General features: G+C 37.6%; 20 protein-coding genes, 16 tRNA genes and 1 rRNA gene. 28 read left to right on the top strand and 9 right to left on the bottom strand.

What is annotated here, in order from left to right; genetic code table 11:
* The 21 genes from rrf to LBYS11_RS19395 all read left to right on the top strand — a co-directional run bounded on the left by rrf (nucleotide 1) and on the right by LBYS11_RS19395 (nucleotide 9,314).
* A 5S ribosomal RNA gene (gene rrf, locus LBYS11_RS19495) occupies nucleotides 1–116 on the top strand.
* A 16-nt stretch (nucleotides 117–132) separates the two neighbouring features.
* A tRNA-Asn gene (locus tag LBYS11_RS19490) sits at nucleotides 133–209 on the top strand.
* A gap of 5 nt (nucleotides 210–214) precedes the next feature.
* Nucleotides 215–306 (top strand) — tRNA-Ser (locus tag LBYS11_RS19485).
* A 24-nt stretch (nucleotides 307–330) separates the two neighbouring features.
* A tRNA-Glu gene (locus LBYS11_RS19480) sits at nucleotides 331–405 on the top strand.
* A 15-nt stretch (nucleotides 406–420) separates the two neighbouring features.
* Nucleotides 421–496 (top strand) — tRNA-Val (locus tag LBYS11_RS19475).
* Nucleotides 497–522: 26 nt separating this feature from the next.
* Nucleotides 523–597, top strand: a tRNA-Met gene (locus LBYS11_RS19470).
* A gap of 3 nt (nucleotides 598–600) precedes the next feature.
* Nucleotides 601–676: transfer RNA gene (locus tag LBYS11_RS19465), tRNA-Asp, on the top strand.
* A gap of 15 nt (nucleotides 677–691) precedes the next feature.
* Nucleotides 692–764, top strand: a tRNA-Phe gene (locus LBYS11_RS19460).
* Nucleotides 765–776: 12 nt separating this feature from the next.
* Nucleotides 777–852 (top strand) — tRNA-Thr (locus LBYS11_RS19455).
* A 9-nt stretch (nucleotides 853–861) separates the two neighbouring features.
* Nucleotides 862–945: transfer RNA gene (locus tag LBYS11_RS19450), tRNA-Tyr, on the top strand.
* A gap of 13 nt (nucleotides 946–958) precedes the next feature.
* Nucleotides 959–1,032 (top strand) — tRNA-Trp (locus LBYS11_RS19445).
* A gap of 12 nt (nucleotides 1,033–1,044) precedes the next feature.
* Nucleotides 1,045–1,120, top strand: a tRNA-His gene (locus LBYS11_RS19440).
* 35 nt (nucleotides 1,121–1,155) lie between these two features.
* Nucleotides 1,156–1,231: transfer RNA gene (locus tag LBYS11_RS19435), tRNA-His, on the top strand.
* Between the two features lie 4 nt (nucleotides 1,232–1,235).
* Nucleotides 1,236–1,310, top strand: a tRNA-Gln gene (locus tag LBYS11_RS19430).
* A gap of 5 nt (nucleotides 1,311–1,315) precedes the next feature.
* A tRNA-Gly gene (locus LBYS11_RS19425) sits at nucleotides 1,316–1,390 on the top strand.
* An 8-nt stretch (nucleotides 1,391–1,398) separates the two neighbouring features.
* Nucleotides 1,399–1,472, top strand: a tRNA-Cys gene (locus LBYS11_RS19420).
* 46 nt (nucleotides 1,473–1,518) lie between these two features.
* A tRNA-Leu gene (locus LBYS11_RS19415) sits at nucleotides 1,519–1,599 on the top strand.
* Nucleotides 1,600–2,240: 641 nt separating this feature from the next.
* A complete protein-coding gene (locus tag LBYS11_RS19410; RefSeq protein WP_103118826.1) occupies nucleotides 2,241–6,425 on the top strand; it encodes an S-layer homology domain-containing protein in 4,185 nt (1,394 codons plus the stop codon).
* 100 nt (nucleotides 6,426–6,525) lie between these two features.
* Nucleotides 6,526–7,398: a GNAT family N-acetyltransferase gene (locus LBYS11_RS19405; protein ID WP_066038299.1), complete on the top strand. Its 873-nt coding sequence runs from the start codon at nucleotides 6,526–6,528 to the stop codon at nucleotides 7,396–7,398.
* Nucleotides 7,399–7,605: 207 nt separating this feature from the next.
* Nucleotides 7,606–8,637, top strand: coding sequence for an ABC transporter permease (locus LBYS11_RS19400; RefSeq protein ID WP_103119109.1), 1,032 nt, complete (start codon nucleotides 7,606–7,608; stop codon nucleotides 8,635–8,637).
* Between the two features lie 2 nt (nucleotides 8,638–8,639).
* Nucleotides 8,640–9,314, top strand: a complete 675-nt coding sequence (locus LBYS11_RS19395) for an ABC transporter ATP-binding protein (RefSeq protein WP_103118825.1) — start codon at nucleotides 8,640–8,642, stop codon at nucleotides 9,312–9,314.
* Nucleotides 9,315–9,354: 40 nt separating this feature from the next.
* On the opposite strand, the gene LBYS11_RS19390 is transcribed toward LBYS11_RS19395, so the two are convergent.
* Genes LBYS11_RS19390 through LBYS11_RS19380 form a run of 3 tightly spaced genes read right to left on the bottom strand, consistent with a single transcriptional unit; the run spans nucleotide 9,355 to nucleotide 11,465 of the window.
* The gene (locus tag LBYS11_RS19390) at nucleotides 9,355–10,164 is read right to left on the bottom strand and encodes an SDR family NAD(P)-dependent oxidoreductase (RefSeq protein WP_103118824.1); all 810 of its coding nucleotides are present in this window, start codon (nucleotides 10,162–10,164) and stop codon (nucleotides 9,355–9,357) included.
* Nucleotides 10,165–10,166: 2 nt separating this feature from the next.
* Complete coding sequence (locus LBYS11_RS19385) at nucleotides 10,167–10,868, bottom strand: SGNH/GDSL hydrolase family protein (RefSeq protein WP_103118823.1); 702 nt, start codon at nucleotides 10,866–10,868, stop codon at nucleotides 10,167–10,169.
* The gene (locus LBYS11_RS19380) at nucleotides 10,869–11,465 is read right to left on the bottom strand and encodes a TetR/AcrR family transcriptional regulator (RefSeq protein WP_103118822.1); all 597 of its coding nucleotides are present in this window, start codon (nucleotides 11,463–11,465) and stop codon (nucleotides 10,869–10,871) included.
* Between the two features lie 176 nt (nucleotides 11,466–11,641).
* On the opposite strand from LBYS11_RS19380, the gene LBYS11_RS19375 reads away from it, so the two are divergent.
* Together LBYS11_RS19375 and LBYS11_RS19370 are read left to right on the top strand one after the other, a co-directional pair.
* Nucleotides 11,642–12,001 carry a VOC family protein gene (locus tag LBYS11_RS19375; RefSeq protein WP_066038295.1) on the top strand — a complete coding sequence of 120 codons (360 nt, stop codon included), beginning with the start codon at nucleotides 11,642–11,644 and terminating at the stop codon, nucleotides 11,999–12,001.
* A gap of 82 nt (nucleotides 12,002–12,083) precedes the next feature.
* A complete protein-coding gene (locus tag LBYS11_RS19370; RefSeq protein ID WP_103118821.1) occupies nucleotides 12,084–13,169 on the top strand; it encodes an S-layer homology domain-containing protein in 1,086 nt (361 codons plus the stop codon).
* Between the two features lie 41 nt (nucleotides 13,170–13,210).
* Here the strand turns inward: LBYS11_RS19370 and LBYS11_RS19365 are convergent, their stop codons facing one another.
* Nucleotides 13,211–13,954, bottom strand: a complete 744-nt coding sequence (locus LBYS11_RS19365) for an arylamine N-acetyltransferase family protein (protein WP_103118820.1) — start codon at nucleotides 13,952–13,954, stop codon at nucleotides 13,211–13,213.
* A gap of 186 nt (nucleotides 13,955–14,140) precedes the next feature.
* On the opposite strand from LBYS11_RS19365, the gene nagB reads away from it, so the two are divergent.
* Complete coding sequence (nagB, locus tag LBYS11_RS19360) at nucleotides 14,141–14,854, top strand: glucosamine-6-phosphate deaminase (protein ID WP_103118819.1); 714 nt, start codon at nucleotides 14,141–14,143, stop codon at nucleotides 14,852–14,854.
* Between the two features lie 20 nt (nucleotides 14,855–14,874).
* Here the strand turns inward: nagB and LBYS11_RS19355 are convergent, their stop codons facing one another.
* Nucleotides 14,875–15,774, bottom strand: a complete 900-nt coding sequence (locus LBYS11_RS19355; protein WP_103118818.1) for a DMT family transporter — start codon at nucleotides 15,772–15,774, stop codon at nucleotides 14,875–14,877.
* Between the two features lie 121 nt (nucleotides 15,775–15,895).
* Between LBYS11_RS19355 and LBYS11_RS19350 the strand changes: the two genes are divergently transcribed.
* Both LBYS11_RS19350 and LBYS11_RS19345 read left to right on the top strand, forming a co-directional pair.
* Complete coding sequence (locus LBYS11_RS19350; protein WP_048391824.1) at nucleotides 15,896–16,801, top strand: S66 peptidase family protein; 906 nt, start codon at nucleotides 15,896–15,898, stop codon at nucleotides 16,799–16,801.
* Nucleotides 16,802–16,815: 14 nt separating this feature from the next.
* Nucleotides 16,816–17,217, top strand: coding sequence for a cytidine deaminase (locus tag LBYS11_RS19345; protein WP_048391850.1), 402 nt, complete (start codon nucleotides 16,816–16,818; stop codon nucleotides 17,215–17,217).
* A 43-nt stretch (nucleotides 17,218–17,260) separates the two neighbouring features.
* On the opposite strand, the gene LBYS11_RS19340 is transcribed toward LBYS11_RS19345, so the two are convergent.
* The 3 genes from LBYS11_RS19340 to LBYS11_RS19330 form a co-directional block, all read right to left on the bottom strand.
* The gene (locus LBYS11_RS19340) at nucleotides 17,261–18,847 is read right to left on the bottom strand and encodes a catalase (protein WP_048391822.1); all 1,587 of its coding nucleotides are present in this window, start codon (nucleotides 18,845–18,847) and stop codon (nucleotides 17,261–17,263) included.
* A 297-nt stretch (nucleotides 18,848–19,144) separates the two neighbouring features.
* A complete protein-coding gene (locus LBYS11_RS19335) occupies nucleotides 19,145–19,654 on the bottom strand; it encodes a hypothetical protein (RefSeq protein WP_048391820.1) in 510 nt (169 codons plus the stop codon).
* 15 nt (nucleotides 19,655–19,669) lie between these two features.
* On the bottom strand, nucleotides 19,670–20,359 hold the full coding sequence (locus LBYS11_RS19330) for a B3/B4 domain-containing protein (protein ID WP_103118817.1): 690 nt from the start codon (nucleotides 20,357–20,359) through the stop codon (nucleotides 19,670–19,672).
* 59 nt (nucleotides 20,360–20,418) lie between these two features.
* On the opposite strand from LBYS11_RS19330, the gene queG reads away from it, so the two are divergent.
* Together queG and trmL are read left to right on the top strand one after the other, a co-directional pair.
* The gene (queG, locus tag LBYS11_RS19325; RefSeq protein WP_103118816.1) at nucleotides 20,419–21,549 is read left to right on the top strand and encodes a tRNA epoxyqueuosine(34) reductase QueG; all 1,131 of its coding nucleotides are present in this window, start codon (nucleotides 20,419–20,421) and stop codon (nucleotides 21,547–21,549) included.
* A 184-nt stretch (nucleotides 21,550–21,733) separates the two neighbouring features.
* Nucleotides 21,734–22,207, top strand: coding sequence for a tRNA (uridine(34)/cytosine(34)/5-carboxymethylaminomethyluridine(34)-2'-O)-methyltransferase TrmL (gene trmL, locus LBYS11_RS19320; RefSeq protein WP_004230835.1), 474 nt, complete (start codon nucleotides 21,734–21,736; stop codon nucleotides 22,205–22,207).
* Nucleotides 22,208–22,244: 37 nt separating this feature from the next.
* Here the strand turns inward: trmL and LBYS11_RS19315 are convergent, their stop codons facing one another.
* Complete coding sequence (locus tag LBYS11_RS19315) at nucleotides 22,245–23,090, bottom strand: VOC family protein (protein ID WP_054548665.1); 846 nt, start codon at nucleotides 23,088–23,090, stop codon at nucleotides 22,245–22,247.
* Nucleotides 23,091–23,449: the final 359 nt, after the last annotated feature.

Genomic DNA, 23,449 nt, shown 5'->3' with positions numbered 1-23,449 from the left:
TCTAGTGATGATGGCAAAGAGGTCACACCCGTTCCCATACCGAACACGGAAGTTAAGCTCTTTAGCGCCGATGGTAGTTGGGGGCTTCCCCCTGTGAGAGTAGGACGTCGCTAGGCTATATACTAAAATTATTCCGAAGTAGCTCAGTTGGTAGTAGCACCTGACTGTTAATCAGGTTGTCGCAGGTTCGAGTCCTGCCTTCGGAGCCATTCTTGGAGAGTTGTCCGAGTGGCCGAAGGAGCACGATTGGAAATCGTGTAGGCGGTTAACACTGTCTCAAGGGTTCAAATCCCTTACTCTCCGCCAACACTTTGATGTGTTCCAAACGATGGCCCCTTGGTCAAGTGGTTAAGACACCGCCCTTTCACGGCGGTAACACGGGTTCGAATCCCGTAGGGGTCACCAATTCAATACCCAGATGGAGGATTAGCTCAGCTGGGAGAGCATCTGCCTTACAAGCAGAGGGTCGGCGGTTCGAGCCCGTCATCCTCCACCATTATTTTTACAACATTATAGTATTATCGCGGGGTGGAGCAGTGGTAGCTCGTCGGGCTCATAACCCGAAGGTCGTTGGTTCAAATCCAGCCCCCGCAACCAAATGGTCCCGTGGTGTAGCGGTTAACATGCCTGCCTGTCACGCAGGAGATCGCCGGTTCGATCCCGGTCGGGACCGCCATTTATTTTAAAATATGGGTCAGTAGCTCAGTTGGTAGAGCATTAGATTGAAGCTCTAAGTGTCGGCGGTTCGATTCCGTCCTGACCCATCTTGTTTTTTTGCCGGTTTAGCTCAGCAGGTAGAGCAACTGACTTGTAATCAGTAGGTCGTGGGTTCGATTCCTATAGCCGGCACCAGATTTTCCCGGAGGGGTAGCGAAGTGGCTAAACGCGGCGGACTGTAAATCCGCTCCTTAGGGTTCGGCGGTTCGAATCCGTCCCCCTCCACCAGTTTTATTATTTTAGGGGCATAGTTCAACGGTAGAATAGAGGTCTCCAAAACCTTTGGTGTGGGTTCGATTCCTACTGCCCCTGCCAATTAATTTTATGGCGATTGTGGCGAAGTGGTTAACGCACCGGATTGTGGTTCCGGCATTCGTGGGTTCGATTCCCATCAGTCGCCCCATCTAATATAAAATTAATAAACATCATAATACAATGGCGATTGTGGCGAAGTGGTTAACGCACCGGATTGTGGTTCCGGCATTCGTGGGTTCGATTCCCATCAGTCGCCCCATTGTTGGGGTATAGCCAAGCGGTAAGGCAACGGATTTTGATTCCGTCATGCCTAGGTTCGAATCCTAGTACCCCAGCCATTTTTGCGGAAGTAGTTCAGTGGTAGAACACCACCTTGCCAAGGTGGGGGTCGCGAGTTCGAACCTCGTCTTCCGCTCCATGTATGACGGCGGCATAGCCAAGTGGTAAGGCACGGGTCTGCAACACCCTTATCACCGGTTCAAATCCGGTTGCCGCCTCCATATTTTAACTGTTAATCGGTTTATCCGATTTTTTTATCTCCATTATGCCGGTGTGGCGGAATTGGCAGACGCGCACGACTCAAAATCGTGTTCCTTTGGAGTGTCGGTTCGACCCCGACCACCGGTATCAATTACAACGAAGAATCCTTGATATATCAGGGGTTCTTTTTTTTGTTGTAAAAAATTATAGAAAGTATATAAACATAGATAAAGGAGCGGGGGACTGAATGGGTCATATTTTTGCCTTTACAGCAGCTATATTTTGCGCTGTATTAGCAAACTAAAGTTATTTAATATAATCTACCTTCATTATGGTAACGTTAACTGATAAATTAATGTGTACTTGCCTCTTAAAAGCAGAAAATGACAAGACAGAGTTTAGTTTCTTCCTTCACTTAGAAACAAGTGGCATTAAGATATGTTTTGTATCGATGAAACATGAAAACATCAATCACAACGTATGGGTCATGCATGAAGTTGAACTAAAATTTTTGTTCTATTAATTCAAAATTTATATATATTAATTTTACTATTTATTATAAAATATTTTTACCACATTTGTATGATAGGTAGACTAATTTCTCTAAAATGGAAAGCAAAAAAGGATATATCTAAAATATTTGGTAATAACTACCCAAAAACCATTGTGGAATTATAATAAGAAAGGGAGATATTCCAATTTAAAAAAACATACAAAAAGATATATCGCAAATTACTATTTATTAGTAAATAAGTCACCATCAATAATGAGGGAAAGAATGTGAGATTATGAAAAAAAAGAATAAAAATTTTAACAAGATAATAGCATCTACAGTTACAGCATCTGTTGTGGTAGGTAGTTTAGTGACAGTGATACCAAATGCTAACGCAGCTGCAACTAAATTCAAAGATGTACAGTCAAATGCATACTTTTATGAAGCAGTAAATAGTTTACATGCACGTAATATTATAAGTGGCTATGAAGATGGTACTTTCCGTCCAAAAGAACCTTTAACTCGCGCCCATGCTGCAAAAATCATCGCACTTGCATTAGATTTAGATACAACTAATATTAAGAACCCAGGATTTAAAGATGTCTCTGAAAAGCATAATTTCTATAAATATATTGCTGCATTAGCCGATAAAGGAATTATTGTGGGATCTGAAGGTGAATACAGACCGAATGATCCTGTGACTCGTGCACAGATGGCAAAAATTATCTCATTAGCCTATGATTTAAAATCAGAAAATTCTCAACAAAAAATAAACTTTACAGATGTGAGTCAAGATGATTGGTTTAATAATTATGTTGGGGTATTGATTGAAAATGAAATCACATCCGGAACAACCTCAACAACATTTTCGCCTAATAAAAGTGTGACTCGTGGACAACTAGCAGCGTTCATTTACCGTAGTGAAAACAGAATAACACCTGTTCCTGTTCATGTGAATGAGACGATCTCCAATATTACAGATGAGACACTGGTGACTTCTGAAGGTACATACACACTTTCAGATGATCAAAAGAAATGGATTAATCCGAGTAATCTAGCGACATTAAAAGGTGCCAACTTAAAACTAACTATAAAAGAGAATAAAATTGAACAAATACAATCTATTGAATTAACTGCAAAAGGTACACCAAGTACTGATACTAATAACCCCTATGTAAATCATGCTGTCTTTGATGGAAAAGGTGCAACTATCGATTCTACTGTCATTGTAAATAGCGATTACATCACAATGAAGAATATCAGCATTAAAGGCGATTTACATGTTGGTAAAGGCGTTGAGAATTCTTTCTACTCTGAATTCTTGAAAGTGGAAGGTAAAACGACGATTGATGATACTTTGCAACTAGCAAATCAAACTAATGCATATAAATCTTTTGGAGCAAAGGTTGCATCTATGAATAACTTACCTATAGCTGCGAATGAAACTAAAGTAAGAGGAAGAGTAGTTTTCAGTGAATTTCAATTGGGTGATGTGGGTGTGGATAAAAATGCTGATGTTATTTTCCTATCGAAAACATCTGGAGCATCTACAGTAGGAGAGATTGTTGTTAATAGCAATGCAATATTAACTGCTGGAAGTTCAGTGGTGCTTCCTAAAGTATTGATTGTCCAGGGAGCTACTGACGTCGTCATTAACTCAAATGTAACTGCTTTACAAGTAACAACTACAGGTGAGGTTAAATTATCTGGTAAAAGTGACATTGTTAATCTATCTCTTATGACAAGTGCAAATGTAAATCTGCAAACAATCGGTCGAGTAAGTAATCTTGAAACACTTAATAGAGAAACAAAAGTTACAATAGGAACAGAAACCAAAATTGGCAACCTTGTTATTCCAACAGGTTCAAAACCTGCTGATATAATTCAAAATTATAATTCTGTAAAAGGCAATGTCGAACGAGTTGCTGGAACAAAAAACCCAGATTTATCCGATACGTCATCTGATAACTCAGGTAGCGGGTCTATTGATACAACAGTTCCCGTAGCACCATCAGCACCAAAGGGTTTACAAGGGGTGTCTCCAACTTTAGTAGGAAATGATGGTAAGATTACAGGTTTAAATGCAAGTAAGAAATATCAATATAAACTAGTTACAGACACAAGTTGGACGAATGTACCTTTATTAGCAACAGAAATTATTGGCTTAGGTGCAGGAAACTATGAAGTACGGTATGCAGCAAGTGGGAACATACCAGCAAGTTTATCAACGACGGTATATGTTCAAAGTTCAAATCAATCACAAGCTTCTTCACACATACAATTGGTTAATTACGCGACAGCAGGCAAGGATATGATTGCTTTACCTTCATTACCAGTAGGCTCATTAATTAAAGTGTATGATGCAAGTACAAATGGAAATATCCTTGGAAGCTTTTCAGTAACAACGTCAACTGCACTTAGTATAGTAGAGATTCTAGGAGGATTTCCTCTAGGACTTGATAAAGTCTATGTAACAGTTACAGAAAACGGAAAAACTGAAAGCACAAGAGTCGAAAAAGGAGTACCAACGACTTTCCCGAATGCACCAGCAGTTAGTGATATTACTGTTACTGACAATGCTACTGGGGCAGACAAAGTGACAGTTAAACTACCTTCCCCAATAGGTGATTATATGATTTCTGTATACGATGTTTCAGGCAATCAATTAGAATGGGGTATACTTCCTGACGGAAATGGTGAAAAATCAATTGCGATTTCCTCTGGTTTTGCTAATGGGATGTCTGAAATTGATGTAGCGATTATAAAAGTAACAGACAATGGTACTCAATATGCAGAGAGTTTAAGAACACGAGTTAGCATCGGATCTTTAAGCCCATTAGCTGTTACGGCAGTGGATGATCCATTCAGTAACGATAAAATAAATATTACAGTTGATGAACCTGTAGATTTAGGTAATGAGTTTGCTTTTAAAGTTTTTGATGATGCGAATGCAGCAGACGCTGGAAAGCCATCATTAAATGCTGATGTATCTTCTTGGGAAACACTTCCGCCTGATGGTAAAATTTCAGCAGCTGCTGGTAAGGTAGTTGTTGTAGTAGAAAGAACGTCAGCAGGTAAAATCGCGAAAAAGATGGGACAAGTAGTTGCTAATACAATAGTAAATAACCCATTGCTAGAAACGGTTACGATAGATGGTAAAGATGGGGTCAGCTCACAAGATGGAAAAATGGAAACCATTCGCCTAAAATTTTCAGCAAATATTGATCCAACGACAGTAACTAAGGATTCATTTACAGTCCCTGGCTTTACTGTAGAATCTATAAAAGTAACAGACAAAAATGGAAGAACGCCACTGCTTAGCAATGGTAATCCTAATCCATTATATACACAAGGTGAAAACAAATATATTACAATTAGAGTGGAACCAATGGTTGGTACTCACTTCACACCAGAGGTTATTCAAAATCCAAATGAATCTATCATAGATATCAATGGAGTGAATATAGCTGGGATTCATGTGACAGCAGTTGATCAGGCTGCACCAGTTATTATTAGTTCAGGCTTCGTAGATAAGGATTCTAACGGTGTAGATGTAGGGGATCAGTTAACGATTATCTTCTCAGAGGATGTAAATCTTGGTTTGGCTAATCTAATTGATTTAGCGAATGATTTTACTTTAAGTAATCAAACAAATTCTACGTTTGCTTTTGCTAATGATGATACCTTTGAACTTTTAGGAGATACCGTAACTGTCACGTTAGGTGCAACAACCGTATCAAAAATTGAACAAAATACAACCATCACGATGAGTGCAAATGGTAACGATATTTCTTTAAAAGACGCTGCTTTGAATAAAGCGAAGCCTCAAAAAGAATTTGTGAATGAAACAGTCTATTCTGATGCAAAAACAATAAATATAACGAATATACCATTAACAATTGTAAATCCAATTGCTGCACCTAATGCAATGAAAGCACAAGGAACGAATGCAGGAACAATGAAACTGACAGGATTAACAGATGGTGTGACGTATGAATATATAATAGATAGTAATGCTACTACATCTATTAGCACAGACTGGGCAGGCGCAACATTAATACCCCTATCAGGAACAACAGAAATTGATAATATTTCGATAAATGCGGGTCAATTTGTGCATATTCGTATAGCTTCAGCAGGAGGGCAACCAGCAAATGATGTACAAGATTTAACGCAAATTGAGTTAAACGATATCAAACCTGCTGCTGCACCTGAACCTACAGTAGCGGTAGGTGTTGCTGGGTATACAAAATTATCAAATTTACAAACTCAGAAGACATATGAGTATTTTGTGGATAGTAATCCAAACGCAGCAGATGATGCAGTAGAATGGTCAAATGCTCCAACTATATTTGGTGTTACTTCTATTGAGATCCAAGCTAATACTTCGCAATATATTCATATCCGTATAAAAGCAACCGCAGAAAAGCCAGCGTCTTATATAAAAAGTGTTAAAGGTACTGGAAATGAGGGACCTTAAGTAAATCCTTAGTTGGAATGGATCACTTATCGAGGTGATCCATTTCCCTTTTTTACTAAACCTCAAATAATAGACTATTTTCATTAAGAAGGTAAAAATCATGCTAATCCAAAGAATAAATGAAACCCAAGTTAATGAAGTATTACTGCATTTTAAAAATATTAAAGGTGACTTTTTATTTAATGACCTAAACAATGACTCGTTTGTCCTAGGCGTTTCAGTTGATAAAAATAGTGAAGTTCTCGGAGCAATATTGGCGGAATACAAAGAGTTAGATAGAATGGGCGTCGTCTACTCAGTAAATGTTAGAGATAAGTTTAAAAATAAAAACATAGAAGAAAAACTACTAAAGTTTGCCGAAAAAGAACTAAAAGCAAAAGGTGCAAATGTTTTATATACAAATGTTTTTCCTGAAACTAGTCCGAATGTAAAATACACATTAAGAAAGCAATCGTGGACTCCACCAATTTTAGACAAAACTCACTTTATGATTAATGTGAAAGATATGAGCAAAGAAAAATGGATCGAAAAAAACACATTTCCAGAAGACATCTCTGTTAAAGCGTTGAATCAAATTCATGAAGCGGAACTGGAGTCGTTACGCAATGTTGATTGGTATCCTAAGCATTTATCACCCTTAGAGGATTTTCAATTTGGTGAAGCTAGTCCACAAACGAGTTTTTGGGTTTACTACAAAGAGGAAATCATCGGGTGGATATTAAGTACAAATGTGAATAATGAACATTTATTTATTACTTCCCTCTTTATTAAAGAAGATAGAAGAAATCATTATATTTTAAGACCTTTACTGGGCGAGGTTATTAAAAATCAAATTCAACTAAATATACCGTATGCTTGTTTTGATGTAAGAAATGAAGATGAAAAGGTATTGAAATTCTTTAAGAGTTTTTTTAGATCCTATATTCATACTACAATTGAAATTCACAGTTCGTATAAAATATTAAGACCTTGATTAGAAATCAAAAATATCAATTCATTCAAGGCGAGGGATTTTAGTAAGTAAAGATAAATAAGATTCAAAAAAGATGCCACTCTATGGGATAAAAATGCCTTTATAGAGTGGCTTTTTATATAATCACTACATTTTAACGATTAGTTCATGCTCTGTTCATTTAACAATTTTAAGCTAGGAGTAATCAAAGAAATGGAGGGGTTAGTGATGAATCTTGCCTGGAAAGAAATGAAGAAGAATAAAGTACGGTTTTTAATCTTGGGCTCCATTATCTTCCTAGTTAGTTTTTTAACGTTTATTATCTCGGGTTTAGCAAATGGTCTGTCACAGGATAATGCAGCTTTAATTAAGGATTTACCGAAGGGACAATTTTATATGGCTGAGGATGCGGATGGCACGTTTAATCTTTCAAGAATCGATAGCGACCTGCAACAGAAAGTCATAAGTAAAGAAAAAGAGGCAGTAGCTTTTTCGATCCAGATGGGCTTTTTAAATGATCAGGATGATAAACAACAAAGTGTAGCCTTTGTGACATCAACTGAATCTACACTTTTTAGCAATGTGCATCAAGACGAGTTGCTTTTGGATAGCTCACTACAAGATAAAGGAATACAAGTTGGAGATATATTAACGAATAATCAATACAGTGGAAAGTTCATTGTAAAAGGTTTTGTAGAGCAAAAAAAATATAGCCATGCTCCCGTTGCTTATATTAGTGAAGAGGCTTATCAGGAGATGTATCGGGTAGCTGATAAACAATTAATTTTTGTACCAAATAGTGAGCCAAATGATATTAAGGGATTGCAAGCATATAGCAATAAAGAGTTTCTCAATACTATCCCTAGTTATAATGCGGAACAATTATCTTTAAATATGATTATATGGTTCTTAGTTGTCATTAGTGGGATGTTGTTTGCTATTTTCTTCTATATGATGAATGTGCAAAAAATTGGCTTGTATGGCATTTTAAAAGCGATTGGATTAAAAACAAGTAAGCTATTTAAAATGATCTGGACACAGATGGCTATTATTACAATCTTTTCACTTGTGGTATCTGTCAGTCTTAGCCAGCTATTTAATATAGTTGCTCCTAAGGGGATGCCATTCACTTTAACAATAGGCACTACAACACAGTTATCCGTTGTATTCCTCCTCATAGGCTTTATTGGTGCGACCTTGTCAGGAATGCAAATTAAAAAAATTGAACCGTTACAAGCAATACAGCAAGGGGAGGCTTAATCATGACGTTATTTACAATTGATGAAGTACGAAAAACGTTTAAGAATGGTGAAGTCGAGGAAGAGATCTTAAAGGGCATCAATCTTTCTTTAAATGAAGGAGAGATTACAGCATTGGTAGGTGCTTCTGGCTCTGGGAAAAGTACATTATTAACGATCGCTGCAGGACTACAACCAGCAACAGATGGGCAAGTGTTATTTGAAGAGCAGAATCTTACGACGATGAAAACCGGCCAGGTACGAAAATTACGTGCAAGTAAATTCGGTTTTGTTTTTCAATTTGCTCACCTCGTTCCATTTTTGACAGTGGAGGAACAATTGCTATTAATGCTAGATGTAGCTGAATCTCCATTAAAAAAGAATGAACAGAAATATGAAGTCAATCGGCTATTGGAGTTAGTTGGAATGGAACATCGTAAAACTGCCTATCCTTCCTCCTTGTCAGGGGGAGAGAAGCAACGTGTAGCAATTGCACGTGCTATTATTCATCAACCGAAAGTATTGTTTGCTGATGAACCAACGGCTAGTTTAGATTCACAGCGCTCTAAAGAGATTATGTTGTTATTAAGAACATTAACAAAAACTTTAAATATAACTACATTATTAGTGACGCATGACGAAGAAATGTTGGCATATACAGATCGTATTATTAAAATGAGCGATGGTGTCGTATTATAAAATAAGCAAGGCTCCCATTAGTAGGGAGCCTTGTGAAACATTAGGTTAAACGTGCATTACGACTCACTTTACAAACCATTCTCATTAACGCTTTGTGTAAAAAAGGAAAAATAGTAAAAACAACATCCAGTGTTTTGCGCATTGGCATTGGACAAATGATAGGCTTATTTTGATGAACACCCTCTATAGCCATTTTTGCAATTCGCTGAGGTGAGATCATTTTTTGCTGCTTTAATTGTTTGGTGATAATTGATTTATCCATATGAATCGCCTTTGCATTATCGAAAATTGGTGTATCCACAAACGTTGGACATAAAGTACTCACCTTAATCCCGAATTCCTCAGCCTCATAGTGTAGAGAGGTTGTTAGTCCTATAACAGCATGTTTGGTAGTAGCGTATGCAGTAGAAAAAGGAGAAGGTCCTAACCCTGCAGCAGAGGAGGTATTGACGATATGACCAAAACCTTGTTTTTTCATAAGTGGGTAGCCTATTTGAGTCCCATAAATGACACCCCATAAATTAATGGCCATAATTTCCTTCCAATCCTCAATAGTCATTTCACCCATCTCCCCATACATAGCGATACCAGCATTATTAAACAGGTAATCTATACGGTGAAATTCTTCAAATACATCATGAATGACAGAAGCTACATTTTTATAATCGGTTACATTTAAATGTACAAATTTTACATGGGCGATATCCTTATTTAACTCTGCTTCTAACACACGACCCTCATGATCTTGAATATCAGCAATAATGACAAATATTTCTCGAGCAATTAATTCTTGGCAAATAGCCTTTCCTATCCCTGAAACACCGCCAGTAACAACAGCAATCTTCCTCATCTTTAGGACCTCCCGATTTTGTCTCCTTCGACTTTATAAAGTTCAATGATAGAGCTATATTGCTGTGCCACTATATCAGCACCTTTACTATTCAAATGAACACCATCTAAAGTTACATGTAGCCCTCTTTTTTGAGATAATTTATCGATACGTAAAGGACTTTTGTAAAATAAAACATCCAGTAGGACTCTTATTACATTCGTATTAATAAAGCCTGAGCACTCCAAATGTTCTAAATGCTCTTTAAAGAGATTTTGCATATTTACAAAATAAACATTGCCAGATTTCATTGAAATAGACTCCATAACAGACGTTAATTGTGTTATTTCTTTGTTAGAGGGATTTTGAAGATCTTCTCCTACTAATGCTGGAGATACTAATACAACATTTTTGGAAGCGTCATGTGCTTTCTCTAATACCTTGAGGCAGTACTCTTCGAATTCAATGTGGTCCTTCGCCACAGGCTGTGCTTGCACCTTTAATAATTTTGAATAGACGTCATTGACGCCTATCCAAAGAATAAGGAGATCATAGGAAGATTGGAGCGGCATTTTTTCCAAGCGAGTAAATAAACTTTTAATCGTCTCGCCTGGATTTCCAAGATTATCGAATGAAATATGGGGATATTGATGTTTCAAGAGATCATAAAATGAAACGCCTGGACGACCTTCTGTTAAGCTATCACCTATTAAACCTACTTTCATTTAAACCCCACCTTTTTTAATTTCTTTTAAGAAAATCGTTATTGCCTGTTGAAAGAGTGGTTCTAATGATTTCAAGTTATGAGTATTGGTCAGCTGACATAATCCACCTAGCCATGTGCCAAGTAAGACGGTCCATGTATCTACACTGCCATGAACAAATTCGTTTTGGTCGATGCCCTCTTGAAGAATTGCTCGATAAGCATTCATTGGCGTAATAGCTAAATTGTATAACTGTTGTATTGAATCAGGACTTGATTTGGGATTAGATGCCAGTTCCTGACCTGACTTTAGTAAGGGTGTTTGATACTCATAGAGGACATGCATGGCCATACCATACAATTTATCTGTGGATGTGGTGTATGAAGATTCTTGTTGCAACCATTTGTCATGCCAATTTTTCATCGATTGCTGCGCCAAAAGCACAAATAACTTTTCTTTATTTTCGAAATGATAATAAATATGTCCTTTACTATAACCAGAGGCTTTCGAAATATCACCAACAGATGTCTGATTATAGCCATGTTGAGAAAATAATTGGATGGCATGTTTGATAATCTCAATCTTTGCCTTGTCACTGTCATAGCGTCTTTTACTCAATGTTGTACTCCTTTAATGATTTGAACAGTCGTTCTAATTTAATTATACATAATTTTCTAACTAATTAAATACATAAATTTTTATTTGGAATATTGTCAAATTTCTAAAGTTTGCAGGAAGGGAATTCCAATTTATTGTTGAATTATTTGTTATGCTAAAAATGAGGGGGTATATGTATGGGAAAAGTGATTGGCTTTGAATTAAATAGTCAGGAACCGGAGAAAGCGGCAGCTTTTTATAGTAAAGTGTTTGGCTGGGAGGTGGCAGCTCCAAAGTGGGATTATTGGGCAGTTATGACTGGGAATGAAGACAAAGCTGGGATTAATGGTGGCATTGGTAAAGGACCAAGCGATTTTCCGCATGGTACAAGAATTCAAATTGAAGTGGATGCAATTGACGAAGTCATTGCACAGGCAAAACACAATGGTGCTACTATTTTGCGTGACAAAATGGCGTTTGATGATTTCTATCTAGCTTATTTGGTCGATCCGACTGGAATAGGGATTGGATTAATTCAATATAAAAATAACGAATAAAGTCTCTTTTAATAGAGGCTTTTTTCATTTTAAGCATATGGGTACGTCTTTATGGGTATAGAATCGAAGGAGGAGGGATAATGTGAAGAACATATTGAAGCTAGTATGTTTGATCCTGATAACGATTGGTATATTACCGAAGCAAGTGCAGGCAGCCAGCTTTATCGATCTAACGGATGATACATTAATGACGGAAATTCATTATTTAGTAGAACAGGATATTGCGAAAGGGTATTCGAATAACTTGTTCAAGCCGAATGATTTTATTACGAAAGCACAAGTAGCTGTAATGCTAACACGTGCTTTAGGATTAAACACGATCCATGTGCAAAATCCAAACTATCAAGATGTAACAACCACTCATAAATTTTATAAAGAAATTGCGGCTGTGCAAAATAAAGGTATATTTGATACTGCCCATAAATTTCATCCAGATGCACCGCTTACTAGGGGGGAAATGGCGATTATGCTAAATAGGGCCTTTCAATTAAAAGGTTCAGATCCTTATTATTTTACAGATGTGAGTAAGCAGACGCCAGGTTATAAAGAAATTTTAACACTGGCCCATAATCATTTAGTAAGGGGCTATGAGAATGGTTCGTTTAAACCTAATGATCCTGTTACACGCGCCCATTTCTCAGCGTTTTTAGCGAGAGCAATGACTCTTTCTAAACCTAACTTGCTAAGGGACCCCGCATTTGAATATACGTATGCCTATTATTCTTTAAGTGACAATAAGCGTTATACTTTAAACTATCAATATCAGCAACACGACGGTAAAAATGATGTATGGACAGTCAAAAATGTAAGTACAGGACAAACTATCTCTGATGAGCTTTTATATGGTCATGATCGTGCATACGGACAAGCAATTTCTAGTGAAGCTAACACACATTATGATTTATATATAGAACTTCCACTTAGAATAGGTGTTGTTTTACATGAAGATGATCCAGGGGTTTCTGCAGGGGAACGAGTAACTGTAAAATCTACTGATGGTACGGTACAAGCTGGTGATGTGCAATATACGGGTGTGGTTATAGTCGAGAAAAGGTCAGAATTTAGTGATGTAGTGAAAACTTATTACTTTGTAGATGATATAGGTTTAGTTAAAGAGCTACACAATGACATAGTTGTGTTTGAATTGCTCAATAGGACAATGAAATAATGTGAAAGGAAAGCAAGCCACTGATGGACTTGCTTTCCTTATTATTGTACAGAGATATGAAAAAAACGCTGTAGAGCTTGCAGCCATTCCTTCTCAGTGTTTGTTGTATAGGTAGTTAAGGATTGTCCTTCATAAATTCTAAATTCGTTGTTCATCATGGTATGACGGCCACCAATGGTTCGAATCATAGCAATTTTATTTTTTTGCTTGGAAAGTCGTGGTGCAAATTTTGCATCATTGGCATCGTCGTGAAAACTATAAAGCAAACGCCAACTATGTTTAGCTTGTTCCAACAGCATCCAACCATTCGCTTCATCATAATCTATTTTATATAACTCTTTACCTTCACGGTGTTGATAGCCAGCAATCAGTGGCACTGGTTTACAGGGTGCTAATGCACCGACACCTACATCCGAGATATAGTATTGTCCACTCATATTTACTAGTAATAATTGATGCATAGGAATTTCCTCTGGAGGGGTATTTTCCGCTACGTTGCGCCAAAACTGGGCATAACGATTGGTGACAGAAAAGCCAAGCTCTCGTAGAAGCCAGCTGAATAAGATATTTAATTCAAAACAATTGCCACCACGTTTATCAATAATTATTTTCTTAAATATATCAGGAATAGCGAAGGAGATACCACGATTCAAGGCAACATCTAAATTTTCATAGGGAATGGTTAATAGATGTTTAGTTTGTAGTTGTCCAAGTAGTTGAATAGATGGCTCTAACGTTCCTTGAAATTGAATATACTGTAAATAGTGCTGAATTTGTAAATTCATAAAATCGCCTCACTTCCTTATTAATAACATAACCGAAATAGTCTTAGATTACACGCATAAACTGAAGTAGGAAATGATAGAAAAATAGCTAAATAACTAGTAAGATTAATATATTAGCTACTATAAAGTGAAATATTTTACATATTAGTTAATAATATTAATGGTAAGGTAGGTATCGTATAAAGAATGAAATGGATAGAAGTGAATACATATGAGGAAATGAGTGAAGTGGCAGCTACTATTTTCTCAAAACAAATACAAGAGAAACCTGATAGTGTTTTAGGTTTAGCAACTGGTGGATCACCTGTAGGCATGTATAAAGAATTAGTGGCACGACACCAAGCTGGCCATTTATCTTTTAAGGAAGTACAAACTTTTAACTTGGATGAGTATGTTGGCATTGAGCAATCAAGTCCAGCAAGTTACTTTACATTTATGCATGAGAAATTATTTAATTTTGTGGATATACAGCCGAAAAATGTCCATTTGCCAAATGGACAGGCAGCCAATTTAGCTGAAGAATGTGCTACATATGATAAGCGCATTGAAGAAGCAGGAGGCATTGATTTACAGCTTCTAGGTATCGGTGTAAATGGACATATTGCTTTTAATGAACCAGGCACATCGTTTGATGCCAAGACGAATATTGTGGAGCTAACAGAGTCAACAAGAACAGAAAATGCTATTTATTTTGATGATCCGTCTGAAGTACCAACACATGCCATTACAATGGGCATTCACTCCATAATGAAGGCAAAGGAAATCATCCTCATTGCCTTTGGTGAAAAAAAACTCGCGGCGATTGAGAAATTGAAAAGTGGTCATATTACAGAAGAGTTCCCAGCAAGCCAATTATTAAACCATCCTAATGTTACAGTAATTTATGGTGGTACGAATTAGCAAAAATAAGCAAAGACTTCTTAGGATTGAAGTCTTTGCTTATTTATTTTTCCTGATAAAATAACCCCTGCTACAACGGCTAGTCCACCTATAAGCTGAAAAGAGTGCAATCTTTCACTTAGAAAAAGGACGGCAAAAATGGAGGCAAAAACAGGAATGAAATTTAAATAAATACTTGCTTTGTTCGCTCCCAACTGTATAACACCACTGTTCCAGCAGAGAAAAGCAATGATAGAGGCAAAAATACCAACATATAAAATAGCAGCAAAGGTTGACCATTCCCAATGAATTGCTGTTGCACTAGACAGTGTTTCATAGAGAGAAAAAGGAAATAACATCATAGCCCCAAGTCCAATCGTCACTAGAAAGGTAGACTGCCCTGGTAAGCGAGTTGCATATTGTTTAATGAGCAATGAATATATGCTCCAACATAATACTGCTGCGATTACAATTAAATCCCCTTTGTTGAAAGTAAAATGGACAATCCTTGTAAAAGAGCCACCCATTATAATAAAGGCAACTCCACTCAGTGATAGAACGGTCCCTATTAACTGATATTTTGATAGTTTTTCCTTCAAAAAAATAAAGGAAAGTATGTAAATCATTATGGGCGTAGAAGAGTTCATTAAAGATGCATTAATGGACGTTGTGTAATGTAATCCAATGTAAACAAGTGTGTTAAATGCTGTAACACCTGTTAATGAAAGAATGATGACAATAAACCAATGTCTTTTCAGTAACCGCCATTCACGTTTTAATTGGTGAAATGCAATGGGAAAAAAGATAATAAATGCGACGCACCAGCGTAAAAAGGCAAGTGTTAGGGGAGGAATATCTTCACTAACGGCACGTCCAATAACAAAATTACCACCCCATAAAAGAGTTGCGAGTACTAATAATATATATGGTGGAATTTTCAAGATGCTTTAACCCCTTTATTAATTGAATAGTAAAGTTAATTATAGGCAGTCAGTATAGCAATAATCAATGCCTCTGAAGTTTTGCTATGCTAAAATAAGGACAACAAGAGGAGGAATAACTGTGAAAAGTACCGTACCATGTTTACAAAAGGGAGATTTAGTCGGTGTTGTTGCACTTTCAAGTCTTGTAGAGCCTGAAAAACTAGGAGAAGCAGTAGCTTTTTTGGACGAATTGGGTCTTCGCTATATTCTGGGTGATACGATTCATGCAAAACATGAATATTTGGCAGGAAGTGATGAAATCAGACTAGCTGATTTTCATGAGATGGTAAAAAACCCAGAAGTGAAAGCAATCTTTTGTGTAAAGGGAGGCTATGGCTCTGCCAGAATTGCTGATAAAATTGATTATGCTTTAATAGAAGAAAATCCTAAGATTTTCTGGGGCTTTTCTGATGTTACATATTTACATTGTGCGATTAATGAGTATGCCAATATGGTGACATTTCATGGGCCAATGCTGATGTCAGCTAATAAGATGGATGATTTATCAAAAAAAATGTTTTTACAGCTATTTTCCCCTATGGAAATTCAGTATACAGAGGCAATTTCTCCGCTAACAACGATTGCTGGGGGCATCACACGTGGTGAAATGATCGGAGGAAATCTCTATCGTCTTGTCAGCACACTAGGTACCAAATTTGAAGTAAGAACTGAAGGTAGGATTTTATTAATAGAGGATGTAAATGAAACAATTCCAGTTATTGACTCAATGCTTCAGCATTTAAAACAAGCAAGGAAATTTGAGCAATTAGCAGGAGTCGTCATTGGTTCATTTACACAGACAGGATCTGATGAAGAAGCACTTCATTCGTTAATGAAGGAGTATTTTGCAGATTTAGGAATACCAGTCGTGGCAGGTTTTAAGTTCGGACATGAAACAACGAATATAGCCATTCCATTAGGAACAGAGGCAATTTTAGACGCACAGGAAAAGGTGTTGAAAATATTACCAGGTGTGCATGTATGATAGCGAGAGGAAATATGGATATTGAAAAAGTACTGTATGAAGCTGCGGTTGCACTAGCAGAAAAAAGATATCCCACTGGATGGGGAGGAGCTGCAGCCTTATATACCGCGGATGGGCAAATTTTAACAAGTGTCGCTCCCGAGGTAATGAATGCTGCTACTGAATTATGTATGGAAACAGGTGCTATTTTAGAGGCACATAAATTGAATACAAAAGTTACGCATTCGATTTGTGTTGCTAGGGAAGATGAAACATCTAAATTTGTAGTGCTGACACCCTGTGGAGTCTGTCAGGAAAGACTTTTTTATTGGGGAGAAAATGTTAAGGCAGCGATTACGAATGCAGATGGAGAATTGGTATTTAAATCATTAAAGGAAATTCAACCTTATCATTGGTATAAGGCATATGAACAATAAAGTAAAAGACATTACAAAAAATGTAATGTCTTTTTTAGCTTCGTCAATATGGCTCAGCGTCGTGTCCTTTATTCATGGCATCTTGAGGTGCTTGATCACCATGGATATTGCCAAGTGGTTTTGATGCAGAGGAATCTTTTTTAGCGTTGTGCAAACCTTCCTTGAGTAAGCGACCATATTCTTCGTCGGCTTCTTGTGCCAAAGCAATCATGGCATTTTGAATATCCTCATGACAGACCGATAGATCACGTATTAAATTTTCAAGAAGTTCTTCGCGTTCCCACTGTTCAAAGTTACGATAGGTTTCACCAGCCTGTTTCGTATTACTTTGACGATCAATCGATTCACGAACAAGGTTCCCTTCAATGTATGGTGTATATTCTTTACCAGCTTGTGTTGCTTCCTTTAATCCATTCAGCATGGATGGCTCATAATTAATATGTGGATTTTGTCCAGGTGCCAAATCACGCTTATACATCATTTGCCCACCATGTTGATTGGTCGCTACACGTTTTTTTGGTGCATTAATTGGAAGCTGTAAGTAGTTGGCGCCTACACGATGGCGTTGTGTATCAGAATAAGAGAAAGTACGACCTTGCAACATTTTATCATCAGAGAAGTCTAAGCCATCAACAAGCACCCCTGTCCCGAAAGTAGCCTGTTCCACCTCCGCAAAATAGTCTTCAGGGTTTTTGTTTAACACCATTTTGCCAACTGGATACCATGGAAATTGATCGTTTGGCCAAAGCTTTGTATCATCCAATGGATCAAAATCAAGCTCAGGGTGTGAACCATCCTCCATAATTTGAACATGTAGCTCCCATTCGGGGAAGTCTCCACGTTCGATAGCATCATATAAATCTTGTGTAGCATGATTGAAATTTTTCTGTTGGATTTCCTCTGCTTCTTTTTGTGTTAAATTTTTAATACCTTGTAGCGGTTCCCAATGATATTTGACAAGGACTGCCTTGCCTTCACTATTCACCCACTTGTACGTATTAACCCCAGAGCCCTGCATCATACGATAATTTGCTGGAATCCCCCAAGGAGAGTAAACGAATGTTACCATATGGAAGGTTTCTGGTGAGCTAGCACAAAAATCAAAAAAACGTTCAACGTTTTGAATATTAGTAATGGGATCAGGCTTAAAAGCATGAATCATATCTGGAAATTTGAGCGCATCACGAATAAAGAAGATCTTTAAATTATTGCCCACTAAATCCCAATTGCCATCCTCTGTATAAAACTTTACTGCAAAACCGCGGGGATCACGCAATGTTTCTGGGGAGTGACCACCATGTATAACAGTTGAAAAACGCACAAAGACAGGTGTTTTTTTCCCTTTATCCTGAAAGACTTTTGCACGTGTATACTTAGAGATAGGTTCATTGCCAACAACACCATAGGTTTCAAAATACCCATGTGCTCCAGCTCCACGAGCATGCACAACCCGTTCTGGAACTCGCTCTCTGTCAAAATGACTCATTTTTTCTAGAAAATCATAATTTTCCAATGTTGCAGGACCTCGATTACCGACTGTTCGCAAATTTTGATTGTTGGTAATTGGATGTCCCTGTCTGTTGGTCAATGTCATATCTTGCTCATGTGTTGCATCATCTTGCTGTGTCATAGTATGACCCCTTTCCTATAGATACTTCCATTTTGTCCTTGAAAGGGGCAAACTAGTCATCCAAATTATCCCTTTGAACTACTTAAAAAAGCTCTCCATACATAAATGTAGGAGAGCCCTGGATGGCGTTTTCAAATGGAATCAAGTTGTTTTGAGTATGGCCATTGCTTATAGTTGGTCATTAGTCATCGGTCATACAGTAACAGGTAACTTGTTATTGGTTTTTAACTAATTAGCTGAAAAGCTAGATTTGAAAACAGCACATCCAACTCGGGTTGGAGTCTCACCGTCCCGAGTCTAGAAATAACGGGAATCGTCAAAGTTAATTTGAATACTGTAATTTTTTGAATTAATAAGATTAGATAGCTTATGTGCATCTTTTTCAAGCTTTGTAGCTCGTTCTCGATATTCATCTGGCTCATACAAAGCAATTTCATATAACATTGTATTTTCGCCATAGCCAAATCTTACACTCTCTTTTTCTCGCATACTGAAATCTTTACACATATCAGCCTCGGCACGAAGTTGTGTTGCTAGTTCGATGGCTTCTACTAGTGCTAGCTTTTGACCTTTAAAGTCTACTGTGTTTTGGATGTTTGCTTCGTAAACGAGGCGGTCTAATGTACGAGTATCTAGACGAACTTGGGCTAAGTCAGCTTCAATAAGGGGGAGTGCTCGATTACTTGTTTTAGGGGCTTGTCCCTTTTCAACTGTTACAAAGGCACTGCGATGTAGTTCGTTTACTAGCTCTTGAGTTTTCTTTCCTAAAATACTTTTTAGTTTAACAGCTTCTGCAAGATTAATCACGAAAACACGTCCTTTTTATAGTGTTTTAGATGGTACATCATTTGATATAATTGCGATTTGATAATGTCCGCCATGAATTTGATTAAACATTTTCCCAGCTGACGCTAGCAGTTCATTCGCTGCATCATTTGTTAAGGAAGGGCGGAAATAAAAAATATGTAACGCATCAGTTGTTTCCTCTGTGACAGCTGTGCGTTTAGAATCAACAAAAGGTGAGCCAAATGCTCCTACCTCATCACGACTATACAGAATATTTTCTAATGTGTTAAAGCGCCCATTCAAACCTTCATAACCAATCTCGTCATGACCAAGATCAATTGTTACAAACCCTTTGATTTGAGCAACATCATATAGCCCAATTGGCATTTCATATTGAAGTGAAAAGAAATTATTTAAATCAACACCTGAATGAATTGGCGTTAAATAATTTTGCTTACTAATTCGACGCATAAGGCTTTCTGCTGAGTGACGATAGCGATTTGGATCAGCACCAAGCTTTTTCCAAATTTGTCGCCATTCTGCGATCCCCTCACGCTGTGTTACAGGAAGTTCCTGCATTTCAAGAAAAAGATTTTCCTGATACAATTGCATACGCCCTTTAATCATTTGAGGGGATTCTGCTACAACAATTTTGGTATAATGAATAATGCCGATTTTTAGCTCGGGATGTTGTGTTAATAGAGTTGGGTTAATGGAAATTTCCAATGAACATCACCTACTTTATCTATTTCTAATATTGTACCATGTAAGGAGTTGGAAATAAAATGAACATACACGACCTGCAACGTGATTTTGTGGCATATGCGATGTCCATTGGTGTTGATAAAATAGGTTTTACAACAGCAGCTCCCTTTACAGAATTAAAAAACAGATTGCGTCGCCAGCAGGAGCTTGGCTATCAGTCTGGATTTGAAGAAAGTGATATTCAAAAACGTACAGAACCCCTTCAATTACTAGATGAAGCAGAGAGTATTGTAGCGATAGCTGTGGCTTACCCTTCACGTATGCAAAATGCACCAATTGGTAAAAGGGGTGCGCGACGTGGAATTTTTTGCCGTGCTTCATGGGGTGTCGATTATCATACAGCATTACGTGAGCGTTTAAAGCTATTATCTACTTGGCTTGAGGAACATGTCAAAGGTGTACGTATTGAATCAATGGTTGATACAGGAGCCCTTGTAGATCGGGCGGTAGCTGAACGTGCAGGCATTGGGTGGAGCGGAAAAAATTGCTCGATTATAACGCCTGAATTTGGTTCCTATGTGTATTTAGGAGAGCTCATTACAAATATTCCATTTGCGCCAGATAAGCCAATGGAGGATGAATGCGGAGATTGTCGACTGTGCTTGGATGTTTGTCCAACGGGAGCCTTAATTCAAGGTGGACAATTGGATGCACAGCGTTGTATTGCTTTTCTGACTCAAACGAAGGGTACATTACCAGATGAGTTTCGTAGTCATATCGGTAATCGACTCTATGGCTGTGATACATGCCAGACAGTATGTCCTAAAAATAAAGGGAAAATTAATTGGATTCATGAAGAATTTATACCAGATCCAGAGCTAGCCAAACCATTATTGACACCGCTTTTAACGATTACTAATCGGGAATTTAAGGGGAGATTTGGTCATGTTTCAGGCTCATGGCGTGGAAAAAAGCCTATCCAGCGTAATGCCATCTTGGCACTTGCTCATTTTAAAGAGGAAGCCGCCATACCAGATTTGATTGCTCTACTTCATAAAGATGACCGTCCTGTCATTCGAGGCACAGCCGCATGGGCTTTGGGTAAGATTGGCGGGGATACTGCACAAACTGCCTTACATGAAGCAGAAGCTACAGAGCAGGACGAAGAAGTGCGAAGTGAAATTTATAAAGGGTTGCAGTTTTTTAAGTAGTATTGGATGTAGAAGCAATTGACTAACTACAGTTTAATGTAGGGATGAAATCAATTGCTTGGAGTTCCTATGATTGAGAGCGGATCCGCTCTAATTGTGAGAAGAGTCGCTCCAAAAGAGGAAGGCTTCGTTAACTTTTTAAAGAGTCATCTTAAAGAATTTTTTAATAAGGAAGTGTGTCGTTATGCCATTGCATATCGTTTTATATCAACCAGAAATACCAGCCAATACGGGGAATATTGCACGTACCTGTGCGGGTACTAATACATCGCTCCATTTAATTCGTCCGCTAGGTTTTTCAACGGATGATAAAATGCTGAAACGGGCGGGCTTAGATTATTGGCATAGTGTAAATATTGTCTATCATGATTCACTTGAGGATTTTATAGAGTACTCTAAAAATGGAGATGTTTATTTAATCGAAACATACAGTGATGAGCCGTTTACGAAAAATGATTTTAGTGATCAAGACCGAGATATTTATTTTATGTTCGGAAAAGAAACTACAGGTTTGCCGAAGGACTTTGCTTATGAACGCCGAGATATGTGTTTACGTATTCCACAAAGTGATCATGTGCGATCACTTAATTTGTCCAATACGGCTGCAATTGTTATTTATGAGGCATTACGTCAACAAGGATATCCAGGGTTACATTAAAAAGCAGTTCTCCGCTTGTGAGAACTGCTTTTTAATATTAAAACTTTAATAACACAACATTCCCCGCAGGATCCTCTGTTTGGAACCCTCCGACGATTTCCGTAACGGGTGCACCTATACCACGAAGATTATCTTTCATAGTTGCCGCTTGTTCTTCGTTATCTAAACGCAATGAGAACGTTTTTAAGCCAACTTGATTTTTTCCAAGCTTTGGTGCATTCTCTGAGTGCCAAGTATTTAAGCCGATATGATGATGGTAACGGCCTGTAGAAATAAATAATGCTTGGGACCCGTAGCGTGTGACAATATCATAACCTAATCCCTTTGTATAAAATTGCTCGGCTTCAGCCAAGTTAGAGACCGATAAATGAATATGGCCCATTACTGTGCCAGCAGGCAGACCAAGCCAGTTGCCATCGCCCTCTTCTAAAATAGAACGAATATTGAGTGGTTCTGTCACCATATGCACCTGATTGTTATGCCATGTCCATTCACTTTCAGGACGATCTGCATAAATCTCGATTCCATTATGATCAGGATCATTTAAATAGAGTGCTTCACTTACAGCATGATCAGAAGCCCCAAGGTACACACCTTTTTCGTGAAAATGAGAAATAACATTAGCTAAGTCACGTCGACTAGGTAATAATAGGGCGAAGTGATAAAGTCCTGTCGTCATGCTAAGCTTATCTTCTACGGTTTTAGGCTGAACAAGAGTTAATAGAGCTGTTTCTCCATCGGCAGTTAACATAGCTTTATGTGAATCTTGTTGTAACACTTTAAAGCCAATAATTTCTTGATAAAAGGTTAAAGAGCGGTGTAAATCACTCACTTTTATTTCAACATTCGTTACATAGGTGTTTGGTTTTTCATGAAAATGCATTTTGAATACCTCCAAATAGTTATCTTTTTTCATTAAGTTACTTTATGTAAGTTAGTTTATTTTAAAAATAAAGGAAAGTCAAGTATTTCTATTGTTCCACAAAAAAAGAAAATCACTAAGCTTTTCGAAAAGCTTAGTGATTTTCTTGAGATATTATTTGTCAGCTTTGTAGTCGCCTTCGTATCCAGCAGTGAAAATAGCTGTTAAGAAAGCAACTGTTACACCAATGATTAATAATAATTTCATGGAAGTAACCCTCCTCATGTTATAAAGAAATCTCTTTTTAGTATAGCCTATCTACTTTAAAAATGAAACGACATAGCAGAATAAAATATGTCAGAAATGGTTCAAACAGCTTG

It is taken from the genome of Lysinibacillus sp. YS11 (genome assembly GCF_002896375.1).
GTDB classification, from domain to species: Bacteria; Bacillota; Bacilli; order Bacillales_A; family Planococcaceae; genus Lysinibacillus; species Lysinibacillus capsici.
This window is presented reverse-complemented; position numbering and strand designations above follow the sequence as displayed.